General features: G+C 33.9%; 22 protein-coding genes. 6 read left to right on the plus strand and 16 right to left on the minus strand.

Features of this window, described 5'->3' with window-relative positions:
* Positions 1-43 precede the first annotated feature (43 nt).
* The 5 genes from Q0871_RS13980 to Q0871_RS14000 form a co-directional block, all read right to left on the minus strand.
* Positions 44-1,390, minus strand: a complete 1,347-nt coding sequence (locus tag Q0871_RS13980; protein ID WP_299324950.1) for a M24 family metallopeptidase — start codon at positions 1,388-1,390, stop codon at positions 44-46.
* A gap of 97 nt (positions 1,391-1,487) precedes the next feature.
* A complete protein-coding gene (locus tag Q0871_RS13985; RefSeq protein WP_299324952.1) occupies positions 1,488-3,569 on the minus strand; it encodes a von Willebrand factor type A domain-containing protein in 2,082 nt (693 codons plus the stop codon).
* A 93-nt stretch (positions 3,570-3,662) separates the two neighbouring features.
* Positions 3,663-4,733 (minus strand): AMP-binding protein, encoded by a 1,071-nt coding sequence (locus tag Q0871_RS13990; protein ID WP_299324954.1) that lies wholly within the window; start codon positions 4,731-4,733, stop codon positions 3,663-3,665.
* 4 nt (positions 4,734-4,737) lie between these two features.
* The gene (locus Q0871_RS13995; RefSeq protein ID WP_299324957.1) at positions 4,738-5,685 is read right to left on the minus strand and encodes a CPBP family intramembrane glutamic endopeptidase; all 948 of its coding nucleotides are present in this window, start codon (positions 5,683-5,685) and stop codon (positions 4,738-4,740) included.
* Positions 5,676-6,728 (minus strand): o-succinylbenzoate synthase, encoded by a 1,053-nt coding sequence (locus Q0871_RS14000; RefSeq protein ID WP_299324959.1) that lies wholly within the window; start codon positions 6,726-6,728, stop codon positions 5,676-5,678. The genes Q0871_RS13995 and Q0871_RS14000 overlap by 10 nt, the downstream gene beginning before the upstream one ends.
* Positions 6,729-6,773: 45 nt before the next feature.
* Here Q0871_RS14000 and Q0871_RS14005 point away from each other — a divergent pair, with 45 nt between their 5' ends.
* Positions 6,774-7,568 (plus strand): SDR family oxidoreductase, encoded by a 795-nt coding sequence (locus Q0871_RS14005; protein WP_299324962.1) that lies wholly within the window; start codon positions 6,774-6,776, stop codon positions 7,566-7,568.
* A gap of 2 nt (positions 7,569-7,570) precedes the next feature.
* Here Q0871_RS14005 and Q0871_RS14010 read toward each other — a convergent pair whose 3' ends face one another.
* The 9 genes from Q0871_RS14010 to Q0871_RS14050 form a co-directional block, all read right to left on the minus strand.
* On the minus strand, positions 7,571-9,541 hold the full coding sequence (locus Q0871_RS14010; RefSeq protein ID WP_299324965.1) for a histidine kinase dimerization/phosphoacceptor domain -containing protein: 1,971 nt from the start codon (positions 9,539-9,541) through the stop codon (positions 7,571-7,573).
* Positions 9,542-9,943: 402 nt separating this feature from the next.
* Positions 9,944-10,705 carry a response regulator gene (locus Q0871_RS14015; RefSeq protein WP_299324967.1) on the minus strand — a complete coding sequence of 254 codons (762 nt, stop codon included), beginning with the start codon at positions 10,703-10,705 and terminating at the stop codon, positions 9,944-9,946.
* Between the two features lie 32 nt (positions 10,706-10,737).
* Entirely contained in the window at positions 10,738-11,646 is a 909-nt protein-coding gene (gene menA, locus Q0871_RS14020) for a 1,4-dihydroxy-2-naphthoate octaprenyltransferase (protein ID WP_299324970.1), read from the minus strand.
* Positions 11,646-12,254, minus strand: coding sequence for an SPOR domain-containing protein (locus Q0871_RS14025; RefSeq protein WP_073246421.1), 609 nt, complete (start codon positions 12,252-12,254; stop codon positions 11,646-11,648). Before Q0871_RS14025 ends, menA begins: the two co-directional genes overlap by 1 nt.
* Before the next feature lie 169 nt (positions 12,255-12,423).
* Positions 12,424-13,260, minus strand: a complete 837-nt coding sequence (locus tag Q0871_RS14030; RefSeq protein WP_299324973.1) for a S1-like domain-containing RNA-binding protein — start codon at positions 13,258-13,260, stop codon at positions 12,424-12,426.
* A 95-nt stretch (positions 13,261-13,355) separates the two neighbouring features.
* Entirely contained in the window at positions 13,356-13,700 is a 345-nt protein-coding gene (locus Q0871_RS14035) for a DUF2853 family protein (RefSeq protein WP_073246886.1), read from the minus strand.
* Between the two features lie 34 nt (positions 13,701-13,734).
* Complete coding sequence (menD, locus tag Q0871_RS14040; RefSeq protein ID WP_299324976.1) at positions 13,735-15,486, minus strand: 2-succinyl-5-enolpyruvyl-6-hydroxy-3-cyclohexene-1-carboxylic-acid synthase; 1,752 nt, start codon at positions 15,484-15,486, stop codon at positions 13,735-13,737.
* A 49-nt stretch (positions 15,487-15,535) separates the two neighbouring features.
* Positions 15,536-16,648, minus strand: a complete 1,113-nt coding sequence (locus tag Q0871_RS14045; protein WP_299324979.1) for a chorismate-binding protein — start codon at positions 16,646-16,648, stop codon at positions 15,536-15,538.
* Between the two features lies 1 nt (position 16,649).
* Positions 16,650-17,072, minus strand: coding sequence for a PaaI family thioesterase (locus tag Q0871_RS14050; protein ID WP_299324982.1), 423 nt, complete (start codon positions 17,070-17,072; stop codon positions 16,650-16,652).
* Between the two features lie 64 nt (positions 17,073-17,136).
* Here Q0871_RS14050 and Q0871_RS14055 point away from each other — a divergent pair, with 64 nt between their 5' ends.
* Positions 17,137-17,781 carry an esterase gene (locus tag Q0871_RS14055; RefSeq protein ID WP_299324988.1) on the plus strand — a complete coding sequence of 215 codons (645 nt, stop codon included), beginning with the start codon at positions 17,137-17,139 and terminating at the stop codon, positions 17,779-17,781.
* Positions 17,778-18,335 (plus strand): GNAT family protein, encoded by a 558-nt coding sequence (locus Q0871_RS14060; protein WP_299324992.1) that lies wholly within the window; start codon positions 17,778-17,780, stop codon positions 18,333-18,335. The genes Q0871_RS14055 and Q0871_RS14060 overlap by 4 nt, the downstream gene beginning before the upstream one ends.
* 2 nt (positions 18,336-18,337) lie before the next feature.
* Here the strand turns inward: Q0871_RS14060 and Q0871_RS14065 are convergent, their stop codons facing one another.
* Together Q0871_RS14065 and dnaK are read right to left on the minus strand one after the other, a co-directional pair.
* Positions 18,338-19,267 carry a hypothetical protein gene (locus Q0871_RS14065; RefSeq protein ID WP_299324996.1) on the minus strand — a complete coding sequence of 310 codons (930 nt, stop codon included), beginning with the start codon at positions 19,265-19,267 and terminating at the stop codon, positions 18,338-18,340.
* Positions 19,268-19,369: 102 nt separating this feature from the next.
* The gene (gene dnaK / locus Q0871_RS14070; RefSeq protein ID WP_299325002.1) at positions 19,370-21,274 is read right to left on the minus strand and encodes a molecular chaperone DnaK; all 1,905 of its coding nucleotides are present in this window, start codon (positions 21,272-21,274) and stop codon (positions 19,370-19,372) included.
* A 187-nt stretch (positions 21,275-21,461) separates the two neighbouring features.
* Here dnaK and Q0871_RS14075 point away from each other — a divergent pair, with 187 nt between their 5' ends.
* From Q0871_RS14075 to Q0871_RS14085, 3 genes are all read left to right on the plus strand, one after another.
* The gene (locus Q0871_RS14075; RefSeq protein ID WP_299325216.1) at positions 21,462-22,886 is read left to right on the plus strand and encodes an L-serine ammonia-lyase; all 1,425 of its coding nucleotides are present in this window, start codon (positions 21,462-21,464) and stop codon (positions 22,884-22,886) included.
* A gap of 89 nt (positions 22,887-22,975) precedes the next feature.
* The gene (locus Q0871_RS14080) at positions 22,976-24,901 is read left to right on the plus strand and encodes a DUF294 nucleotidyltransferase-like domain-containing protein (protein ID WP_299325005.1); all 1,926 of its coding nucleotides are present in this window, start codon (positions 22,976-22,978) and stop codon (positions 24,899-24,901) included.
* On the plus strand, positions 24,901-25,557 hold the full coding sequence (locus Q0871_RS14085) for a PolC-type DNA polymerase III (protein WP_299325006.1): 657 nt from the start codon (positions 24,901-24,903) through the stop codon (positions 25,555-25,557). The genes Q0871_RS14080 and Q0871_RS14085 overlap by 1 nt, the downstream gene beginning before the upstream one ends.
* Position 25,558: the final 1 nt, after the last annotated feature.

Genomic DNA, 25,558 nt, shown 5'->3' on the forward strand with positions numbered 1-25,558 from the left:
GAATTTTATTACATAGGTAATTAACAACCCTACAAATCAAAGATTAATTACCTTGATGCTCTTTTACTCTTGGTATCAACAAAAGTTCTGTCTGTCTACCATTAATATACCTAAAACCTTCTTCACCATAAAAACCGGCTTCTTCAAGCATAATTCTAATATCTCTGTTCCATTCTGGTATGTTAACCGTGGTATTTAATTCAATAGCATACACAGTGTTTGGATTCAAACCATAATTTTCACCGTCGTCACGCATAACACCGCCTTGGGAATCCCACATACCAATTGTTGTACCTGCAGAATGACCATATAAGCCAAGTGGATGCGTATATATTGATGGTTTTAATCCTGCTGTTTTAGCCTCCTTCAATGATTTTGCTAGAATATCATTACCAGACCTACCTTTAATCATATTACTTGTCAAAAAATCTTGTACCCTATTACCATCTTTTAATCCGTTTACTAAATAACTTGGCGCAGAAATTTCTTCAGGCTTCAGCACATATGCCAATTCTTGGCAATCAGTGTTTAGACGTAAGTACGTAATTCCGAAATCGCAATGCACTAAGTCTCCAGGTAAAATGACCATATCATCTGGCTTATCTGCAAAGGAGTAGAATTTGCTCGCATTATCCTTTTCACTTCTTTGTACATCTACAGTTGGGTGAAACCAAGTTTCCAATCCTAAATTCGTCACTTTTTGACGCATCCACCATACCACATCTGAGGTTGTAGTAACACCAGGCGTAATTACTTTCTCAGAAAAAGCTTCTGCTATAATATCGTGAGTAATATCTACTAATTGGTCGTAAATAACCATTTCACGCTCAGACCTTGTTTCGATCCAACGAACAGCTAGTTGCTCTGCTGAAGTCACTTTTGAAGTATATTTTTTAGGAAGATTTGCCATGAACTCTTCATAATCTGTCTTTACCAAGCCATCTGCAATATTGTGGTCTGTAGAATAATTGAGTCCGATTTTCTTCGGATTTCTTTCCTCTATTAATTGCATTAATCGTGTCCACTGATTTGGCTCTTTCTCCTTATCCCAGGCAGAAACAATATTCTTACCTACATTATAACGGGCTACAGCCAACTTCTCAATAGTATTCTTCGCTTTATCTCTGTAAAACAATAAAATAGTTCTTCTACGAGCATTCAACCACGTAGCCGGAAGCATTGTCTTAATTACAGGGTCTTCATTGTATTCCCTTGAGATAACCACCCACATATCTAAATCTGCGGCATCCATAAGTTCAGGCAGCAAATTATTAAAACGGTCGTCTAAAATTTCATCAATTACCTGTGCTCTTTCTTTTTCATTTAGAATTTGCTGAGCGTAAATTTCCCCTATAAAAATTAGGCATACAAAAAGGAATAGTTTTTTCATGAGTGTTGTTTGGTTTAAGCCCTGAAAATACAAAATAACACACATTAGAAATAAACTATTCCTCTAAAATCAATTGATTTTTACAATCTGAATGATATCAATAGTTGTCTGTTACCAATTTCTCATCAATGCTTTTAACCAACCTAATAAATTCTGCTCTATATCCATTTTTATCTTCACCTCTACCGTTCTCTGCCAAAACAATGACGTCATTAAAAGACGCTTTATTTATAAACGCGGACTTTCTTAATTGCTGACCGAATAAAGCAACGGCTGCAGAAAATTGAAAGTCTTTAGACATTTCTTGAGTATTCGAATTTTGAACATGAACCAATTCAATACTTTTATTGCCATCTGGCTTTTTATATCTAAATTTTACCGTGAACAACTCATCAGAAAACCTAGTATTGCTAGTAGCATTGGTATACTTTAATTCTGGTATTTCTTTATCATATTCTGATGTTACTCCTATCTCTATTATCTCATACAAAGCGGTCACCTTATGCCCACTTCCTAATTCACCGGCATCTTTAGTATCATCAATAAAATCTTCATCTGCCAATAATCTATTTTCATAACCTATTAATCTATACGATTTTACTTTAGCAGGATTAAACTCTACCTGTAATTTTACATCTTTTGCAATGGTAAATAAAGTACCACCAAACTCCTTACCAAATAATTTTTGCGCTTCTTGCATAGTATCTATGTACCCGTGATTTCCGTTCCCCTTATCTGCTAAAGTTTCCAACTTAGAATCCATATAATTACCCATTCCGAAACCTAGCACAGAAAGAAACACTCCCGATTCACGTTTTTCAACAATCAAATCTTCCATGTCTTTGTCGCTAGACAGCCCAACATTAAAATCTCCATCTGTTGCCAATATCACTCTATTGTTACCATTCTTCTTAAAATATTTCTCTGCCAATTTGTAGGCTAATTGAATACCTTCTCCACCAGCTGTAGAACCGCCAGCCTCTAAATTATTTAAAGCGCTCATAATTTTCACTTTATTGTTACCAGATGTAGGCTCTAATACAACACCGGCTGCACCAGCATAAACAACAATAGATACCCTATCTTTTTCTCTTAACTGATTTACTAATAGTTTAAATGCGGATTTTAATAGTGGCAATTTGTTATCTGATGACATAGAGCCAGAAACATCTATTAGAAAAGTAAGATTAGATGCCGGTAATTCTTCATTCAAGTATTCTTTACCTTGCAAACCAATACGCACTAATTTGGTGTCTACATTCCAAGGAGTCTGTGCTACCTCGGTGTTTACAGAAAAAGGATGCTCATTTGTTGGTTGTGGATAGTCATAATCAAAATAGTTAATCAATTCTTCAATCTTAACTGCATCTACAGGAACCTCTTTTCCATTATTTATGAACCTTCTAATGTTACTATACGCTGCTTTATCAACATCGATTGAAAAAGTGGATAGCGGGTTTACAACAACATTATGAAACTGATTTTCAGTAATTTGTGCATAATTCTCATCTTCTTCAATAACATAATTACCATTTACGGTTTGTATTACAATACAGCCATATTTGGCATCAGCCCCATACAAACTCTTCGCTTCAGAAGCTTTAAGTTCTTTTCTACTATCAACATCTTCACCTTTAAGACTTTGAACAATTGAATTGTATTGCCTTTCAATTTGAATACCATCAACTATATATAAAGGGCTTTTCTCTTTAATTCCAACTCTTTTATTTTCAACAGCACGTACTCCACCTATTTGAACGCCGCTTACGCTACCTTGCAAGGTTCTACTAATATTGGATTTAGGAGATTGCATATTAATCATTGCAACTGAACCCGTAACATGACTAATCTTTTGAATACCATAGCCAGTTACCACCACTTCTTCTAACATTTGAAGATCTTCTTCAAGTGACACATTAACAACCACTGAATCTCTGATCTTTACAATCATATTTTTACATCCGATATAACTAAAAACCAGTTCATCATTTTTTGTGGCAATTATAGTATAAGCACCATCAAAATCGGTTTGAGTACCATTTGCAGTTCCTTTTACAATAACATTTACACCAGGCATAGGATTCCCTGCATAATCAGAAACAGTACCACTAATTTTAACTTGTTGCGAAGACAACAGCATACTACTGAGCAGAAAGAATAGGAAAGTTGCATTTTTCATAATAATTGGTTTAAAGTTTGAGCAATAAACCTATTAAGAAGGAAGCTTTTTAAAAACGAAGAATGAGTGAACTCTACTTTAGAATGAGGGAAGTTATGACTTCAATAAGGTCATGGTTTCTTTCCGCTTAACCTTTCCGCTATCGGTACGTAAGAATACCGGAATGGTTTTAATTTGACGTGGCACTTCGTACTTAGACAAAAGAGTACTTGAAGTAATTTTATTCAACACATCGTTTTCATTCACTACACCTTCAATAACCAGCACTAATTGCTCCCCTAGTTTTGCATCTGGTAAAGAAGTTATGAAAAAAGGTTGATCAATACTATTCGAAAGTTTAGCCTCTATTTGCTCTGGGCTAAGTTTAATTCCGCCAGAATTAATTACATTATCAAATCTGCCCAACCATTTGAACTCCCTCTTAGAGACCAATTCAACGACATCATTCGTAGTAACCGTATCATCTGAAATCTTTGGAGCATTAATTACCAAACACCCTCTGTCATCTTTAAATATTTCTATATCTGGTAAGACAGAAAAAGGCATATCATTACTTACGCCCTTATTCAAAGGTTTAACTGCAATATGCGTTATAGTCTCTGTCATACCATAGGTCTCATAACTAGCATTGGCAATAACTTTTATTTCCTTTCTTAAAGAAGTAGAAATAGGAGCGCCACCAATAATCAACTTAGGTAGCAATGAAAGCCTCTGCAAAGAATTTGCAACTTGCAAGGGAACCATTGCTCCAAAATCAAAAGACCTATTAATTCCTTCTAACGGATTTGAAGTAGGTTCCACAAAATAAATATCTAACCCTAACACCATAGCTCTAACTAACATCATTTTACCAGCAATATAAGTTGCAGGTAAGCACAACAATGCAGAAGACCTAGGTAATAAATTAAAATAGATGCCTGTTGCCAAAGCACTATTCTCCATATGGTTCTTCTTTAAAACAATTGTTTTTGGAGTACCCGTAGAACCTGAGGTTCGTACAGAAATGGTAGGTGAATCATCTATCCAATCTATAATGAATTCGCCAATCTGCTTTTCAAATTCTTCCCCTTCCTTAATTAGACTATAGCTTACCTCTGATAAATCATCAAAAGAAATAAATCTACCATGAATGGAAAAACTTGGGTGTACTGAAGCTTTATACATTGTACTAATTCTCTAGCTTTAAAAACTCCTCTTGAGACAATACCTTTCCGGCTAATTTTTCTTTCCAGTTGGTCCAGTCATACTTTTTTGAAAAGATTAATAATAGAACAGGGAATACCACAAAAACGGGCACTAACATATCCCAACCAAGCACTGGCTCTGAGATATCTCTATATAAAGAATCTACACTAAATGCCGTCCAATCTGCAGTAACTAAAAGCGCAGCAGTTAAATTATTAGCAGCATGAAAACCTATAGCTAATTCTAAACCTTCGTCCATTAAGGTTATAATACCTAAGAAAAAACCGGTACCAATATAAAACACTAATATTCCGTAACCTAACTTATCAACTTCGGGGTTCATTATATGCATTAACCCAAAAAGCAATGAAGTAAATACCAACGGAAACCATCTATTCTTTGTGATTATACCTAAACCTTGCATCATATAACCACGCATTAAATATTCTTCCATACTTGTCTGTAACGGAATCAATGCTATTGAAATAATCGCCAAGGTTATAAAAGGAACCAATTGAAAGTTATATTCATAATTTTCAGGAGAAAAATAAATATCAACAAAAACAAAAATTACGGATATCGAAGCCCAGAGAAGAAATGAAAAAGCAACTCTTTTCCAATCTACTTTTGATCTTGATGTAGTTAAACTTTTAATTGATTGTTTATGTAAATACTTTACTACAAGAAAAATTGCTATTAATGCAAATACAAAAGTTATGAGCATTAAAAAAAGAAAAGTATTTGACCCCACTAACTCTGACATTAAGCCCATGTCACTTTTCATTAAAGCAGACATTCCGCCCTCTTTCATTGCAACAGCTGCAACTAAAGGAATAGGACCTAAAGCTTGCCACACTATAAAAATCGCCAAAATACCCACAATATATCTCCAACTATCAACTAAACCTTTATACGCCTGTTCTATATACATAAACTTTCAATTAATTTTGTATTCCATTTTTTAGAGCTGTTATAAAACAAACCTCCATTATTAACCTCTAACGGGCTCTCAATATTATTCGTAAAAAGAGAACCAGTGCCTAACCCTTGTGGCATTTCATTATGTAGCGTTGCCGTCCACTGCGCAATAGCATTTAAACCAATATTACTTTCTAACGCGCTGGTTACCCACCACCCTATATTATTCTTTTCTGCAATAGAAATCCATTCACTGCTTCCTGCAAAACCACCAACCAAACTTGGTTTCAAAATTATATATTGTGGTTGTATAATTTGTAGTAAAGCTGCCTTTTTTGTTACATCAACCACACCAATTAATTCTTCATCTAAAGCAATTGGCAAAGGCGTATTACTACAAAGCCTTTTCATTTCTTCAGCTTGCCCTTGTTTAATAGGTTGTTCTATAGAGTGTAAATCAAGTTTAGATAAAATATCTAGTTTAAATAAAGCTTCCTGTGGTGTAAATGCCCCGTTGGCATCTACCCGTAATTCAATCGCTTCTTTTGAATAACGTTCTCTAATAGATTTTAGCAATGCTATTTCAGTATCAAAATCAATAGCACCAATTTTCATTTTTATACAAGAAAAGCCATTCTTTAGTTTTTCTTCTATTTGTTGATGCATAAACTCCTTATCACCCATCCAAACCAATCCGTTAATGGATATTGGTTTTTGGTTATTAAAAAAAGTAGAATCAAAAAGATGAAAAGAATTTTTAGAACGGAGTGACGTAAAAGCCTGCTCTATCCCGAATTGAAGACTTGGAAAATCCTGTAACTGCTTTAGCAATTCGGTTTCTCCTAAATTAATGTTTTGTGCTACCCAAGCACATTTTTCTTCGTATTCAGGAACATCATCAAAACTAAGACCTCTAAAAAGTCCGCATTCACCAACACCCCATTTTCCTTCTTTTTGTAAAAAAAGAAACCAAGTTTCTTTGGTTCGTAGAATTCCTCTAGAAGTTCCGCTAGGGTTTTTAAAATTTAAGAGATACTTTTTAAATGTTGCCTTCATATAATCATTCAAATTTAACTATATTTTAAGTTTAAATACGACGGAATGGCTAGTATAGAAAATAAGGTGATTTGGGTAACAGGAGCATCTTCTGGAATTGGAGAGGCATTGGTATATCAATTAAACGAACTTGGAGCAAAAATTATACTTTCAGCAAGAAGAGCAGATGTTCTTTTAGAAGTAAAAGGTAAATGTAAATTTCCTGAAAATGCAGCTATACTTTCTTTAGATTTAATAGCATTCGACTCACTAGAAAGCATAACCGAAACGGCTATATCAATCTACTGTAAAATAGATATTTTGATTAATAATGGCGGACTAAGTCAACGTTCACTTATCATTGACACAAAATTTGAAGTGTATCAACAAATGGTAGATGTTAATTATCTGGGTACTATTAAGCTTACAAAACATTTACTTCCCTATTTTATAGCTCAAAAAAGCGGTCATTTCGTTACTGTTACCAGCTTAATGGGCAAATTTTCCTCTCCGTATCGTTCGGGTTATTGTGGTGCAAAACATGCACTACATGGCTTCTTTGATGCCTTACGTATGGAACATGAGAAAGATAATGTAGACGTATCAATAATTTGCCCAGGATTCATACAAACAAATGTTGCAAAAAACGCATTAACAGGTGATGGATCTGCTTTACAAAAAGAAGATAACGCCACAGAAAATGGAATGCCAGTTAATGATTGTGCAAAAGAAATTATCTCTGCAATTGAAAAGAAAAGATTTGAAACCTATATTGGTGGAAAAGAGAAATTCGGAATTTATCTTAAAAGATTCTTCCCTAAACTACTACATAAAGTGGTTATGAAAAGTAAGGTTAGATAATCTTATTTAAAATTAAACCAAAAACGAACTCCGTCTTGTGTTTTATCAGTATTCATTGAAGTCTGAAGCTGGTTAGCCAATCTACTCATTAAACGAATACCCATAGAAGAACTTGCTCGTTCATCTGAATCTTCAGGTAAACCAATACCATTATCAGTGTACTCAAAGAAACCTTCTTGACCAGCTATTTTTCGTAGATGGATGTATATTTTACCATCGCTATCATCATTCGGAAAAGCATATTTAAATGAATTAGAAACCAACTCGTTTAATATAAGTCCGAACGGAATTGCCCTATCAATATCCAATTCTACACCTTCGGCGTCGATAGTAATATTAATGCTATGTCCACCTTTTTTATAAACCGACTGAATGCTATTGATCAAACTTTCAATATACCCTTGCATCTCAATAACAGATAGGTCATCATTTTGATACAGTTTCTGATGTATTAACGCCATTGCTTTCACACGACTCTTACCTTCTTCCAATGCAGCAATTGCCGCCTTGCTACGGGTATTTTTAGTTTGTAAACTCAACAAACTAGAAACCATTTGCAGGTTGTTTTTAACCCTATGGTGAATTTCTTTTAATAAAGAATCTTTCTCTACTAATGAGTTTTCAATGATGAATTTCTGTTCTGCAATCAAACGCTGGTTTTTGATACTCTTTAAGTAAGCGTATACTAAACCTGCAAAACCAATTAGTGTAAATATCAAGGATACGAACACCAAACTAATTTTATCATCTCTTGCCTTAATATCTTTTCTAGATTCTTCTAACTGAGCTTTCTGTTGCTCCATCGTTTTTCTAGAATTCTCTAAATCTTGTGCAACGACAGAAGTTAGTTGTTGATTTTTGATATTAGATGCCAATGCATCAATAGAATCTCTAATTCTGATATTCTTTTTAAGGTAAACGGTAGAATTTTTAAAATCGCCAGTCTTAAAATAGTAGTCGGCATAAATTCTATTACGCTTTAAAATATTATCGGACTTTATAGGATTAAGATCATCGCTTAAATAATCTGTTGCTTTGGCGTAATCATCTAATTTCAAATAACATTCTGCTAAGGCAAGTGTATTCTCAATAATATCTGAAGAAAATTTACTTTTATTATATTTTTTGATGATGTCTCTACTCTCTTCTAAAAACGGAATAGCCTTTTCATATTCACCTAGCTGCACGTGACTTTTACCAATATTACCTATAATCAATCCGTTTAGAATTCTGCCATCTGCAATTTCCTTATCAGAATGTTGGTTGGTAACATCACTTAGAAAAACCTTTATAAGTCCTTCTGCTTTCTTAAAATAACTTAATGCAGTTGATGTAGACTTATCTAATCTTAAATAATTACCAATGGTGTTGTTATAAATAGCCTGACCATAGTAATCATCATCTTTAAGCACTTTTTTCTCTTCGACCATGTAATCACGCATAGCCTTTCTATACTGACCTAGACTCGCGTAAATATCATAAAAGGCAACGTTATCAGTTAATCCTAACTCACGTTTTACCCTTCTAATCTCAATTTGCTTGTCGTATAACTCAAGCATAGCATAATTGTTATCTAATATGCTTAAAATAGTCTGCTTGGACTCTACATCTAACTTTAATATATTATCATAAAGTGGTCTTGCAATTGCTAGACTTCTCTCGTAGTTACCCAAATCATAATAAATTTGAGATTCTATTAGTTGATAGTTTCGTATAGAAGTCGAATCTTTTGTTTTTTCAGAACTGTTTAAATAAACCTTTACAGTATCTAACCAATCGTACGGAGAATTATGATTGTAGCGGTTGGGAGTATTAAAAAAGAAAAACGAACGTAGTTCACCGTTTTCTAAATCTTGAAATTGTTTGTAATAATCCTCATTCTGAGTTTCTACATCATCTTGCGCAAAAACAAGGCACGTAAATACACTAAAAATTAAAGTGCACATTAATCTCAAAATAAAAGGTTTTTTCATATCTCAATAAAAGCAGAATCAAACTTATTACTTATACTCGATTCTACTAAATTTTTGTTGTGAGCCATCATTATATGATTATCAAATAACCTAAAGCCCAAAAAGCGTGTTCTACGTACTTTTTACTATTTAATTAAAAATTGAAGCTTAATTTGGTTTAAAATTCAGATTCTAGACAAAAGCGCTTTAATTTCTAATATTTCAAAATTATAAATAAGCCATACGTATTAGGATTATTTGTTGTGTAACCCTCTATAATTGTTGTGAAACGAATTTAGAGCCTATCACTATGTATTTCATCGGTAAAAAGATACACTTTATCGATGAATAAATGCATTTCATCTGAGGTAAAAGCAAAAAAAAACACCTTAAAAAGGTGTTTTTTTAATATGATAACTCGGATTAAGAATTCATAGCCGAGATAATAAATTCTTTAAAATCTTTAGAAATTGGTATCAATGTATTATTGATCATAATATCTTTTGAATTGATGGCATCAATATGATCAACATTTACAATGTATGATTTATGTGCTCTATAAAACTTGTTCTGTGGTAACTTCTCTAAATAATCTTTTAACGGAGAACGCACCAAAAACTTTTTATCTACAGTATTTACTTCTAAATAGACATTGTCAGCTTTGATAAATTGAATATCACCAAATTGTATTCTGTAATAAAGATGCTGCTTCTTAACGAAAATGGAATCCTTTAAAATCGAATTTGATAATGGCGCATCTTCGGTATTACTTTCAGGTGCTACACCCTGGCTGGCATTTTGCTTTCCGTAAATAAAATTTGATAAAGCAATTTCAATAGACGTATAAAGATCTTGTTGCTCAAAAGGCTTAACCAAATAACCGTTAGGTTTTACTGTTTTAGCATTTTCTACCGTTGCACGATCAGAGTTTGATGTTACGAAAATAAAAGGAATATCGTAATTCTCTCTAATATGTTTACCCAAATCTATACCCGTTTTATCTGAAGCTAAAATGATGTCGATAAGAACTAAATCTACCTGTTGGGTTTTTAAAACTTCAACAGCCTGTTCGTAAACAATTACGTTGTCGACTATTTCATATCCTATTTCCTCTAGCATAGATTGCATATCATCAGCGATGATTACATTATCCTCAACAATTAGAATTTTTATGGGTTGTTCCAAGGTTTAAATTGGTTTGTGGGTTATACTCAAAATTACAAAAAATAATAATAACTAATAAAAAACAACAAGGCGATAAAAAAGGTACTTAAAGCCAATTTTTTCAGCTCTGGATCAAGTTCTGCCTCGTTATTTATGCTAGCTACTTTTCTTAAATGAATAAACACCAGAAGGTAGCCTGCAAGACATACATAACGTATTTGTAATCCATTTGTTGTAAGTAAAAAACAAAACAGACTCAAAAACGAAATAATTAACAGTGCATAGTGATATTTTTTCGCCTTAGCCAAACCCATTTTAACCACCATTGTATTCTTACCAACTACAGCATCAGATTTTATGTCTCTCATATTATTAAGATTAAGAACACCTACACTTAATAACCCTACAGAAACTGCGGGTAGCACTGTCATAAAAGATATTGCTTTGAGATACAAGAACATAGACCCTAAAACACTGACCAATCCAAAAAATATAAAAACAAAAATATCCCCAAGTCCGTTATACCCGTAAGCAGATTTACCTACGGTATACTTAATAGCTGCCCAAATTGCGAAGGCACCCAATAATAAGAATAAAACAGGATATAGAATATCTTTTAAACCGAAAGAAGTTATTATTAAAGCTACAATAAGAATTGTATTTATTACAATACTGATATAAATACCAGATTTTAATTGCGCTGCGGTTAAAAGTCCGCTTTGCAGAGCTCGTTTTGGTCCTACCCTATCATCACCATCAGTACCTTTAACACCGTCACCATAGTCATTTGCAAAATTAGAAGTAACCTGCAATCCAATGGTAGTTAAGATTGCCAGAACAAAAATACTGACATTCGTTACCCCATGATAAGCTGCCATAGCAGTACCTACAAGTATACCTGAAATTGATAATGGAAGCGTTCTAAGTCTTGCAGCGTTGAGCCAAGCTTTAACTTTTGTCACTAAAAAGGATCTTCTATTTGAATTCTTTTACCGTCTTGGTAAGAAGCTACGAAAGCATCACCAAAACCTATATCAACCAATTGTTTTCTAAAAGATTGAGCTTCTTCTAAAGTCTCAAAATTACCTAATGAATAAGAGTAAAAAGGATTGGTTTTAACAAAGAGTGTATTTGTCAAAGCTTCAGAAGCCAAAGTAACATTATTATCTACGAAAGATTTTACTTGTACCGAATATATTTTTTCTTTCTGTAAGAACTCTTTAGCCAAGTAAAATTCTTTAACAAGGCTTAGCTCTTCATTCTGTTCCTTTAAACTTTCTAAGCGGGTTCTAATAGCATCAACACTATCTATAGAAGTTAGCACTAAATCATTAGAAGCCTTTCTATTAAAACCGCCTGAACTTGAAAGACCTGCTGTAAATGAGGTAAATGCCAAACCACCAATTAAAAAAAGACCTGTGATTCCTGCCAAAATATTACGCTGAATCTTACTCTTCTTTAATTCTTTGTTCTTAAATTTTATTTGGTCTAATAAACGTTCATTGATAATTTGTGCTTTATCAACGTCTTTATGTAATTCTAGTAAATCGCTTTCTTCTATAAAGGGCATATACAGGGGTAATTTTTACGCTTAAAACCTAAATGTAAGTTAAAAATTGTTAATAACTTTTTAATTGACACAAAAATAAAATTAAAAGTAACTTATCACAATAAACACGATGATTATTTGAGATATTCTGTTGAAAATCAAATAACAAAGAATTTTCCTACAAATTTATTTAGTCATCTAAAAGACTGATACCGTCAGATTCAATTTTTATTTTTCTGTCTTTATATAAGGTACCTAAACCTTTTTTAAATGTTTTCTTACTCATTTGAAAAACATCTCTAATTTCTTCTGGTGCAGATTTATCATGTAGCCCTAAAAAACCACCACTTTCAACTAACACTTCATATATTTTCTTAGCAGCAGGTTCCAAAACCTTTGTTCCTAATGGCTGAAGAGAAATATCTAATTTATTGTCTTTTCTAATGGTCTTAATACAACCAGGTATAACATCGCCAATATTAATTGGTTTGAAAACTTCGTTAAAATAAACTAGCCCTTTGTGCTTTTCATTTACGATAACCTCCCAACCTAAATCGGTTTGTCTAGTAACTACTAAATCTACCTTATCCCATTCTTTAAGGTCGATAGTATCATTACTTAAAAATCTGTCCAGCTTATTTGAAGCAACCAATCTACCAGAACGTTCGTCTAAATAACAGTGAACCACATACCATTGCCCTTCTTTCATCTTAACACGTTGCTCACGAAAAGGAACTAAAAGATGTTTCTCAAGACCCCATTGCATAAACGCACCGAACTCATTAACCTCAGCTACTTGTAATAACCTAAATTCACCAAGCATAATGTCCGGCGCTAAAGTAGTTGCAACAGGTCTTTCATCATAATCCAAATAACAGAAAACTTTAATTTTCTCTCCTATTTCATATTCAGTTGGCACATATTTATTTGGTAACAATACATCATTTCCTTCTTCATCACCCAAAAAGAGCCCAACACTAGTGTCTCTTAAAATCTCAAGGTTGTTTATACGTCCTAATTCTATCATATTGCAAAATTACATTTTATATATTAAAAATCTTAACGTAAAAAAAAAGACCGTCACCAAAAATGGTAACGGTCTTTAATTTATTTGACATCTGACTATTTATCGTAAACAGATGCTTTTTTGAAATGTTGACAAAGCTTGTAATAGATAACAGCTCTATGCTTGTTTCTGTTAGAAGAACCGTATTTGTCCATAACAGTTGCAAGTGCTTCATCTAATTTAGCATTATCAGGAAGACCTAACTTTTTGATTAAGTAATTGTTCTTTACAGTATCCAATTCTTTTTGATCACTACCAGATACTTTAGAAGCATCGATGTTGTAAATAGATGGTCCTAGACCAACAGTTACTTTTTTAAGCAAGTCCATATCTGCATCTTCACCAAATTTATCTTTGATGTCTGCAGCATACTTTTCGATTAAATCGTCTCTTTTACTCATGTTAAATGTGTTATAATTAATGGTTAATACACTACTAAGATATGAAACGAAAATAATCAATCAAAATTTTATCGTTTTTTAATGTAGGCGTAGTAATTTCCAGTAATTGCGGATGACCGGTTTCATTAAAAAACGTACTTAATTCTTCTTCAAGTTCTTCGGATGAATTTGCCGTTCTATAATTGAAACCATACATAGTACAAAGATGCTCTGCAGATAAGGAGTGTCTTGTTTCAAAATAAGTTTCAAAAACATCAGAATTCTCCTTCCCCGGAAGTATTCTAAAAATTCCACCGCCATTATTATTAACAATAATAATTCTAAAATTAGGCTTTAAGTAACTATTCCACAATGCATTACTATCATAGAAAAAGCTAAGATCACCTGTTATAAAAAGTGTAGGTGAGCTACTTACCAAAGATGCGCCTATTGCAGTAGATGTACTACCATCAATACCACTTGTACCTCTATTACAAAACACTTTTAGTGTAGGGTTAACATTAAATAACTGCGTATATCTTATAGTAGAACTATTTGCTAACTGCAACATATAATCATTAGGCACAGCTGCTAAAATATGATTAAAAGCTAAAAAGTCTGAAAACGGAATCTCTTTTAAATAATCATCTCTTTTGAGCTCATATTTCTCTTTTACCATATTCCAATGAGAAAAATACTCACTTTTTAGACTTGTATCGCCTAAATACATTTCACTAAAAAAATCATTAACTGAAATTTTAATATGTTCTTCTAAACAGAAAAAAGTATCGTTTGCAAATTGACCACCAATATGCCAATGATGTTCTGGTGTGTAATTTCTTAAAAAGGCTTTTACTTTTTTAGAAACTATGAGTCCGCCAAAAGTGATCAATACCTCTGGCTTCAATTTTTCGAATTCCAATTCAGTATCGGCATGCATTTCTATGGGTGCAACTAGCGAATCTATACTATTAAAAAAATTAGGATGATGAATATTCGATGTAGTTTCTGTTAACACTATAACACTAGGATCATTAGCTAGCTTTTCTAAAACCATATCTTTAATAGCATTAGATGCATTCACCCCTACCAATACCATTTTATGAACAGAAGTATTCCAAATATTTCTGTGCTGCTCTAAATCAACAACATTAACTACCTCAGCAGGTATCGCACTAATTTGCGGAGATATTGTAGGTGCAGATACTGTTTCATACAAAGGCTCTTCAAAAGGTGCATTTATATGAATAGGAGTATTAGACCTCAGTGAAATTTCAAGAGCCAGGTTCAATTGACCATCATTATAATTCTGCACTTCTTGTTGCACATCATTTACGGCTCTATCTGAAAGCCACTCAGGTTTGTATTGTAAAACCTTTTTAGTAGCATGATTGACATCTTGTTTTAGATTGGCTGAATATCCTATATGATTTTCAAATACATTTCGCTGGTTAATGGTTTGTCCATCTCCTATTCCTAATTTATACACAGGTCTGTCAGCAGAAATAACAATTAACGGAATATTACTAAAATATGCCTCGGCAACCGCTGGGTAATAATTTAAAAGCGCACTACCAGATGTACAAAGCACTACCACTGGCTTTTGCAATTGTTGCGCCATACCTAAAGCAAAAAAAGCGGCACAACGTTCGTCTACTATGCTGTAACAAGTAAAAAAAGGATTCTCTGCAAAGGCTATAGTAAGCGGCGCATTTCTAGACCCCGGCGATATCACTATATTAGAAATATTCTTTGCCTGGCAATGTTGAACAATAGATTGTGCGGTAGGTATTGCGGAGTATTTCATGTAATTCAAAAATACGACCAAAGCGGGTTATTACCCAAAAGTTACTAATCTATTTACTGCCTAGAACACGAAACATCGTGTTACTTTTTAAAGCAGTTTCTTCCCATTCCTTCTCAGGAATAGATTCAGCGGTAATACCGCCGCCCACATATATTTCGGCTTTATCTTTAAACAATTGCATACAGCGCAGGTTTACATAAAGTTCTGAAGTTTTCATCACACTTCTGTAGGCACTGTTCTCTTGATTTTTTCGGTTTCTATTTCTAGATAGCTCTGATTTCATATTTAGTTCCCCAAGAAATCCCGAATAAAAAGTTCTATTATAGAGTTCGTTTTCTAAAATAAACTTCTTTGCATTTTTCAACGGACTTCCGCAAACAGCAGGCGTTGGGTGGAGCGCCTTTAATACATTACCAAATTTATTCGGGGCAAAAGTACCTTTCATTTCTGTACGAAGATGCCAAAGTTGACCTGCCTTAACAGACTCGCGTTCAGAACTATTTAGAGATATAACTTTATCCTTTAAAGTATCAAAAATATAATCGGTAACTAATTGTTGCTCGTGTAATTCTTTTTCCTCCCAATTGGGAGCATCATTACCTACAGAATTCTGAGTACCTGCCAAAGACATTGTTGTAAATTTAGAACCACTGCTTTTTACTAAAATTTCTGGCGTAGCACCCATCCAAGTTCCTATTTTTGGGTGATACCAGAAATAACAAAATGCCTTTTCATATACACTAAGAATTCGCTGGTATACTTCAAAGTAATCGTCTTTACAATCAACTTCGATTTTTCTTGACAATACTACTTTATTGAAATTGCCTTTATCGATTTCATCAATAGCATTCGAGATCAACTTAGTATATCTCGATCTTTCTTCGGAATTGTTTTTAAGTGAATTATTCTCTGCAGACAGAGCTTCATGAGATAAATTCAAAGGCACCTTTTCTACAGCATCCATTTTCAATAATATAGCATCTGAATTCAAATCGAACGGAGCAAAAATGAATCCGGTTTCAGTGAAATCAATAACCTTATGAACGGCATCGTTGTTTTGAAAAACGCCGACCAATTCATTCTCATTAGGTTTGCTATACAATACAAACGGCAACTGCTCTTTCAAGCAATTTGCAGCCCGATCAAAGAGTTCTTCTACCATATTATGCTTTTGGTAATGTAATAGTGGTTAATTTACAAAGAGAAACCAATTGATCATCTTCATTAGTCACCCTAATTTCCCATAATTGGGTAGTTCTACCTTTGTGTAAGATGGTAGCTCTTGCATAAACAAACCCTTCTTTTACACTTTTAACATGATTTGCAGAGATTTCTAAACCTCTAACAAAGAATTTATTACCATCTAAAAAAACATAAGATGCCGCACTACCCACACTTTCTGCCAATGCAGCAGTAGCCCCACCATGCAAAACGCCGTCTGGTTGATGCACTTTAGGTGTTACTGGCATTTTGGCTAACAAAAAATCTTCTCCTACATCTATGTATTCAATATCCAAGGTTTCCATCAAGGTATTCTTAGAAGTTTCGTTACAAATCTTCAGAATTTTTTCTTTGTAGTCGTTCATCCTTTTTTTTGTAAAATTAAGCATTACATTACCAAAAGAAAAGCAGAACCGAAATCATAGATTAATGGAGCAACAAATAAAAAATGTCACTTATAAAACTACCAACACCTATGAGACTTTAAATGAATTAACTAACCAAACAAAACGAGTTTGGATTGTTTTTCATGGCATAGGTTTCTTAAGTCGATTCTTTCTTAAATATTTCAACGAGTTACCTAAGAATGAAAATTACATCATTGCACCACAAGCTCCTTCTAAATACTATTTAAAAAATGAATATAAGCATGTAGGTGCAAGTTGGTTGACAAAAGAAAACACGGCACTTGAAACAACTAACCTTTACAATTATTTAGATGCTGTTATAGAGCATGAAAACCTACCTCTGGATTGTGAAATTGTTTTCTTCGGATTTTCGCAAGGCATTTCAATAGCGTTAAGGTATTTGGCTTATTCTAAAATGACCTGCTCAAAATTGATTCTCTATGCAGGCGGAATACCCACAGAATTAAAAAAATCAGATTTCACCCATTTAAAAAAGAATACTGAGATTATTTCAGTTTTTGGAAACAAGGATCAATACCTTACACCAGATAAATCAACAGTAGAGAACAACAAGCTTAAAATTCTTTTTGGGGATAATGTTCAATATATCACTTTTGATGGCGGACATGAGGTTAAAAAAGAAATTATAAATCAACTGGCAGAATGAGCAACACACCAACTTTAGAAAATGAACGGGTTATATTGAGTCCGCTGACAATAGACAATTATGAAAAGCTTATTTCTATTGCATCACAAGAAAAACTAGTTCAATACTCCCCTTCTGACATTGCAACACCTGCAAGTTTAAAAAATTATGTAGAAACTGCATTAAAACAGCAAAAAGCTGGCACTAGCATACCCTTTATTATTTATGATAGAAAGAATAACGCATTTGCAGGGTGCACCCGTTTAATGCATATAAATTTTAAAAATAAAGTCCTACATATTGGCTCTACTTGGATTGGACGAGAATTTCAAGGCACTGGATTAAACACCCAAATGAAAGAATTAATGCTAGCATATGCTTTTACCACCATGAATTTTGAAAAAGTAGAATTTCGTGTAGATGAAAGAAATGTTGCTTCAAGAAAAGCAGTTGAAAAATTAGGCTGCATCTTAGAAGGTATTCTACGTAAAGATGTTTACTTGCTAAATGGTTTTAAAAGAAATACCTGTTGCTATGGTCTTTTGCGGGAAGAGTGGCAAAGCAATCAGAAATAGCCTTATTCATCAATCCCTTTAGTCTCAATTGGGTAGTATATAATTTTTCTAGTGGTATATGTATTATCAGGCGTTACAATCTGCTTGATCCAATTACCAACTTCAGAATTATCATATTGATAAATGTATTCTTTCTTAATAATACCAGCACCTCTTTTTGCAATTTCAGAAACTAGCATTCCCTTTTCGTCATATTGGTAACTAGTACGTGTGGTTGGCTCAAATTTCTTCAATTGCGAATTGTATTCAAATTCTTGTTGTGCCATTAGTTTACCATCCATGCTATACACTTCTTCATAAGCATCATTCTCTTCACCATTTAAATACTCTTTTGTTAAAACAATTCTTTGAGCAGCTTTATTAATCGGTTTTAGCGTAGATGTGCGAATAGATTTCACTGGAGCATCGTTCAATAGATAGGTAACGGTATTCTCGCCTTTAAACTTCTTGTGCTCTATAAGCGTAACGTCTGTACCGTTATTATTGGTTCTTTGAATGCTTATTAAATCTCCAAACTCATCATAGCCATATATGTACTCATCTAAAAACGCTTTTTCATATGAGAAGATACGTTCTTGTATTTTTAAATTATCGGTAGAATCAATTTCGTAAAAATGTGCGATAGAAGTACTGGCATCAAAAACACCATTTCTATAAGATTCTGATCGTTTTTCCAAAAGATCATCATTACTATACTTATAATAAACAGCATCATAGTCTTGTTCATTATATCTTGTAACTGATTTTGTTAAGAAACCCTTTTTATCAAAGTCATATTCTTCTTTACCATAATCAGTACTGACCAAGCAAGATTTCACATCTCCCATTAAGTCAAAATCCTCAAGAGTGAAGATTTGAATTTCTTGTCCTCTGACGGTAGAAAAAGCTATTATAAAAACCGTTAAAAAAATAAAATGGTATTTCTTAGTCATACTGCGAAATTACTTTATTAATAATAGGGACAAAAGAATATCATATAAAAGTAAAAAGGGACGGTATAAACCGTCCCTTTAATCTAACAATTTAAAGTTATATTACTTAACCTCTTCGAAGTCTACGTCTTCAACGTTATCACCTTCAGAAGCACCACCGTCAGCAGTTGGTTCTCCTTGAGGAGCTCCACCACCTTGTGCATCAGCTTGCGCTTTGTACATTTCTTCAGATGCTACTTTCCAAGCTTCATTGATTTTATCTAAAGCTGGAGAGATAACTGCAAGGTCTTTACTTTCATAAGCAGTCTTTAACTCTGTCAAAGCATCTTCAATTGGTTTTTTCTTATCATCAGATAATTTATCACCAAATTCAGTTAATTGCTTTTCAGTCTGGAAAATCATTCCATCTGCCTCATTCAACTTATCAGCAGTTTCTTTCGCTTTTTTGTCAGACTCAGCATTAGCTTCCGCCTCTGCTTTCATCTTCTTGATTTCCTCATCAGTTAAACCTGAAGAAGCTTCAATACGAATATCTTGCGTCTTGTTAGTTGCTTTATCTGTAGCAGATACTTTAATTATACCATTTGCATCAATATCAAAAGTAACTTCAATTTGTGGAGTACCTCTTTGTGCTGGTGGAATACCATCTAAATGGAATCTACCAATAGTTTTATTATCGTTTGCCATTGGTCTTTCTCCTTGCAATACGTGAATTTCAACCGATGGTTGGTTATCAGCAGCAGTAGAGAATACCTGAGACTTTTTAGTTGGTATTGTTGTGTTAGACTCTATTAATTTAGTCATAACACTACCCATAGTTTCAATACCTAAAGAAAGAGGTGTAACATCTAATAACAATACATCTTTTACATCTCCAGTTAATACACCACCTTGTATTGCAGCACCTATAGCTACAACCTCATCTGGGTTAACTCCTTTTGAAGGCTTTTTACCGAAAAATTTCTCAACAGCTTCTTGTACCGCTGGTATTCTAGTAGAACCACCAACTAAGATAATCTCATCAATATCACTATTTTTAAGACCTGCAGCTTTCATTGCGCTTGCACATGGCTCAATTGTTCTTTTTACCAAATCAGCAATTAATTGCTCAAATTTTGATCTTGTCAAAGTTCTTACTAAGTGCTTTGGTCCAGAAGCAGTTGCAGTTACATACGGCAAGTTAATTTCTGTTTGAGCTGAAGATGACAATTCAATTTTGGCTTTTTCAGCAGCTTCACGTAAACGTTGAAGAGCCATAGCATCTTTTCTAAGATCCATATCTTCCTCAGATTTGAACTCATCAGCTAACCAATCAATAATTTTTTGATCAACATCATCACCACCTAAGTGAGTATCACCATCAGTAGCTAGTACTTCAAATACACCATCACCTAATTCTAAGATAGAAACATCATGTGTACCTCCACCAAAATCAAATACTACAATTTTTTGCTCGGTATCTTTCTTATCCATACCGTACGCCAAAGATGCAGATGTAGGCTCGTTGATAATACGCTCAACAGTTAAACCTGCAATCTCACCAGCTTCTTTAGTCGCTTGTCTTTGAGAATCATTAAAGTAAGCAGGTACAGTAATTACCGCACGAGTTACTTCTTGTCCTAAATAATCTTCAGCCGTTTTCTTCATTTTCTGAAGAATCATTGCTGATAATTCTTGTGGAGAATATAAACGACCATCAATATCTACTCTTGGTGTATCATTATCTCCTTTAACTACTTTATAAGGTACTCTATCTGCCTCTTTACTTGACTCAGAATACTTGTTACCCATAAACCTTTTAATAGAATAAATGGTTTTTGTTGGGTTAGTAACCGCTTGCCTTTTTGCAGGGTCACCTACTTTGATCTCACCACCTTCAACGAAAGCAATCACTGATGGCGTTGTTCTTTTTCCTTCTGCATTCGGAATTACTACTGGCTCGTTACCTTCCATAACAGAAACACAGGAGTTGGTAGTACCCAAATCTATTCCTATAATCTTACTCATTATTATATGTTTTAAATTAAGTGCTTTATTTTACAATCGTTTTGTAAATGACAAACAATATGCCAAGCAAGAAAAACTGACATGATGTCATTATTATCTTTAACTCCTGCTTAAATATGCCAATTTTGTTTCATAAAAGGTTCTTTAAACATTGTACCTTAGCCTACAAAATACATCAGGTTTGGAGATAGAAAGTATTAGTGTTTTTGATATGTTAAAGATTGGCGTGGGTCCTTCTAGTTCACATACTCTTGGGCCATGGCGTGCTGCCGAAAGATGGCTGGCTCGTTTGAATTCTAAAAATAATCTTGAAAAAGTTGAAGAAGTAGAAGTACACTTATATGGCTCGCTATCTTTAACTGGTAAAGGTCATGCCACTGACTATGCTGTTATGTTAGGTTTATTAGGTACCGATCCAGAATTAGTGCCAATAGACTCCATTGATTCTTTAATCAACACTATAAAGAATGAGCATGTGCTACATTTAGATGGTACTTATAAAATTACTTTCGATCCGAAAAAACATATTGTTTTCAATAGAAAATTTCTTCCCTTCCATGCCAACGGATTAAAGTTTCAAGCAAAACTAAAATCTGGTAAAAAGATTTCTAAAACTTATTATTCCATTGGTGGCGGATTTGTTATTAGTGAAGAACGAAAAAATGCCAAACGCAAAGTTGACATGTTCAATAAGTTTCCTTTTCCAGTACAAAAAGGAACCGAGCTACTCGATTTTTGTAATAAGGAGGGATTAAAAATATCAGAACTAGTATTACAAAATGAAAGGTCATTACGAGATAATGAGAAAATAGATTACGAACTAAATCGCATTTGGTGTACCATGTTAGAATGCATGTATACCGGATGCCACACAGAAGGTACGTTACCTGGTGGATTAAATGTGAAGCGACGTGCTTTTGAAATGCACGCTAAGCTAAAAAGTGACTTACCCTACTCCACACACGAAGAATGGCTGCAGACCATACGACAGACAGAAGTAAAATTTCGCCAAATATTACAATGGGTAAGTTGTTTTGCATTAAGTGTAAATGAGGTAAATGCATCTTTAGGTCGTGTTGTTACTGCGCCTACAAATGGCAGCGCGGGAGTGATACCTGCTGTATTAATGTATTATATGGTCATTGAAAACCATGCAGGTAATTTTGAACATGTAAAACAATTTTTATTAGTTGCAGGCGAAATAGGTAGTATTTTCAAAAAAGGAGCTACCATATCGGCAGCAATGGGTGGCTGCCAAGCAGAAATAGGCGTATCGTCAGCCATGGCTGCAGGTGCACTTACAGAACTATTAGGTGGCACGCCCGAACAGGTACTTATGGCTGCAGAAATTGCCATGGAACATCATTTAGGACTCACCTGCGATCCCATCGGCGGTTTAGTTCAAATACCTTGTATAGAACGAAACTCTATGGGTGCCATAAAAGCTATTAATGCTGCAGAGCTTGCATTGGGTTCTGACCCTTCAGCAGCAAAGGTTCCATTAGATAAGGTAGTGCAGACCATGTGGGAAACCGCAAAAGACATGAGTTCTAAATACAAAGAAACCTCTGAAGGCGGATTAGCGGTTGGTGTTTTCTTGAGTGATTGTTAATTTTTTTTCAAAACGAAGCTGCTTTTTATCTGTAGTTGTATAAATGGATGTCTTTTTTTTTATAAGCAATATTCCGCTAACTTTAATTTATGAAAAACCTGATTTCTGAAAGGGTAGCCGATTTTATAAAAAATTACCCTCCTTTTAATGTTCTTGATAGTAAATCATTATTTCAGTTAGCTGAACAAGTACTTATTGTTTATAAGGAGAAGAACAGTGTAATCTTTACGGTAGACGAACCTCAGCATTCACATTTTTATTTAGTTCATAAAGGCGCTGTTACTTTAAACAACCCTGCTACTTCGAATATTCTTGACTATTGCGATGAAGGCGACATATTTGGATTACGCCCTCTTTTTGCCAATGAAAATTATAAGCTTGAGGCTAGAGCTCATGAAGAATGCATTCTCTACGGAATTCCTATTGACATATTTAAACCTATTGCAAAGCAGAACGAAGAAGTAACTATTTTTCTAATGGAGAGTTTTGCCTCCAACACCCGTAATCCTTATGCTAAAAGCCAAAAAGGACAACTCTTTGATCATGAAGGTGATGGGGAAGAAGAAATCAATAAAGAAGTCGTATTACCAGATTTACAATTAGCCAGCTATTCTAAAAAATTAGTGACCTGTTCAACAAGAACCACTATAAAAAAGGCTGCTGATATCATGTCTAAAAAGAAAATTGGTTCTATTATAGTGGTAAGCAAAGATTTACCTGTAGGTATTATAACTGATAAAGATTTTAGAAATAAAGTGATATCAGGTGAACAACCTATTACCGCTTCGGTAAAATCAATAATGACAACGCCCGTTATAACTTACCCAAAAAACCTTACTATTACCCAGGCACAAATGGCCATGATGAAGAGTAACATCAGCCATTTGATTATAACTGAAGACGGTACACCTAATTCAACTGCATTAGGTATTTTATCTAAGCATGACGTAATGGTATCCTTGGGCGATAATCCCGCTGTATTGGTAAAAGCGATAAAACGTACCTCTCGTATTAAAAAAATAAAGCAGATTAGAAAGAGCGTGATGGTACTGTTATCTGGATATTTAGAACAAAATATTCCTTTAGGATTAATTGCTAAGATTATTGCAGAACTAAATGATACATGCATTAAACAAATAGTGGAAATTTCTATTGCTAAGATGGATACACCACCACCGGTGAAATTTGCATGGTTGGCTTTAGGAAGTCAAGGTAGAAGTGAGCAGCTCTTGCATACAGACCAAGATAATGCTTTAGTATTTGAAGATGTACCAGAAGAAGATTTACCAAAAACCACCACTTACTTTCTAGAACTTTCAAAACTTATAACCAAAGGATTAAATACTATAGGTTATGAATACTGCCCAGCAGATATGATGGCTTCTAACCCTAAGTGGTGCTTAAGTCTAGAGGAATGGAAAAACAAACTATCGTACTGGATCGGTAATCCAGGACCGAATGAGGTATTGATGTCCTCCATATTTTTCGATTATAGTTTAGCATTTGGTGAGCGCAGTTTGCTAGACAAGATGTCTGACCATATTTTTAGAACCGTTCAGAATTATCCTATTTTCTTAGTGCATTTGGCAAATGGAGCATTACAGAGTCCGTCACCAACAGGATTCTTTAGACAATTTGTTGTAGAACAAGACGGACAACACAAAGATTTTTTCGACCTAAAAAGTAGAGCATTAAGACCATTAATAGATGCTGCTCGCGTTTTAATACTATCGCATTCTGTAAAAGCTATAAGCAACACTTGGGAACGTTATGAGAAATTAGCAGAACTTGAACCCAATAATAAAGAGTTGTACTTGGCGTGCTCTTATGCCACCAAGGCATTATTGAAATTTAGAACAAGACAAGGATTGGCTAACCATGATTCTGGACGCTTTATCAAACTAGAGCAATTGACCAAACAAGAAAAAATGAAATTAAAGCGCACCTTCAAAGCAATTAAAGAAATTCAAGAATTGATCACACTCCGTTTTAAGGTCACTAATTTTTTAGGATAATGGGATTATTCAAAAGAACACCTAAAAATTTACCAGATTACTGGATAAAATATGCCGAACTTTTTAAAGAGTCTCTGAGTAAAAATTTTAATGATTTAGTATTTGTAGTATTAGATACAGAGACAACAGGTTTTAGTTTTGAAGATGACCGTATACTATCAATTGGCGCTGTAAAAATTAATAAAGAAACCATTTCAGTACAAGAAGTATTTGATATCTATTTAGAACAAGAAAAATTTAATAAGGAAACTGTTCATGTACACGGACTCTTAAAAAACGGACAACGAGAATGCATTAGTGAAGTTTTAGCTTTAGAGAAATTTCTTGAATATGTTGGCAATGCTATCATTGTAGCACATCATGCTGGTTTTGATATGGGAATGCTCAATACCGCTTTGCAAAGAAATGGTTTACCTAAACTAAAAAACACAATATTAGATACGGGAGTTATCTATAAAAAAACGCTGATTAAATCTTACTTAGTGCAACCAAAATCTAATTATACATTAGATGAACTTGCCGAAAAATTTTCTATTTCAAAAAAAGACAGGCATACAGCATTAGGCGACGCCTATATTACAGCCGTCGCCTTTTTAAAAATCATTTCTCGCTTAAAGGAAAAGAAAAATTTCTCGCTTAAATATTTACTTAGATAGT

Source organism: uncultured Maribacter sp. (assembly GCF_947500985.1).
GTDB lineage: Bacteria > Bacteroidota > Bacteroidia > Flavobacteriales > Flavobacteriaceae > Maribacter.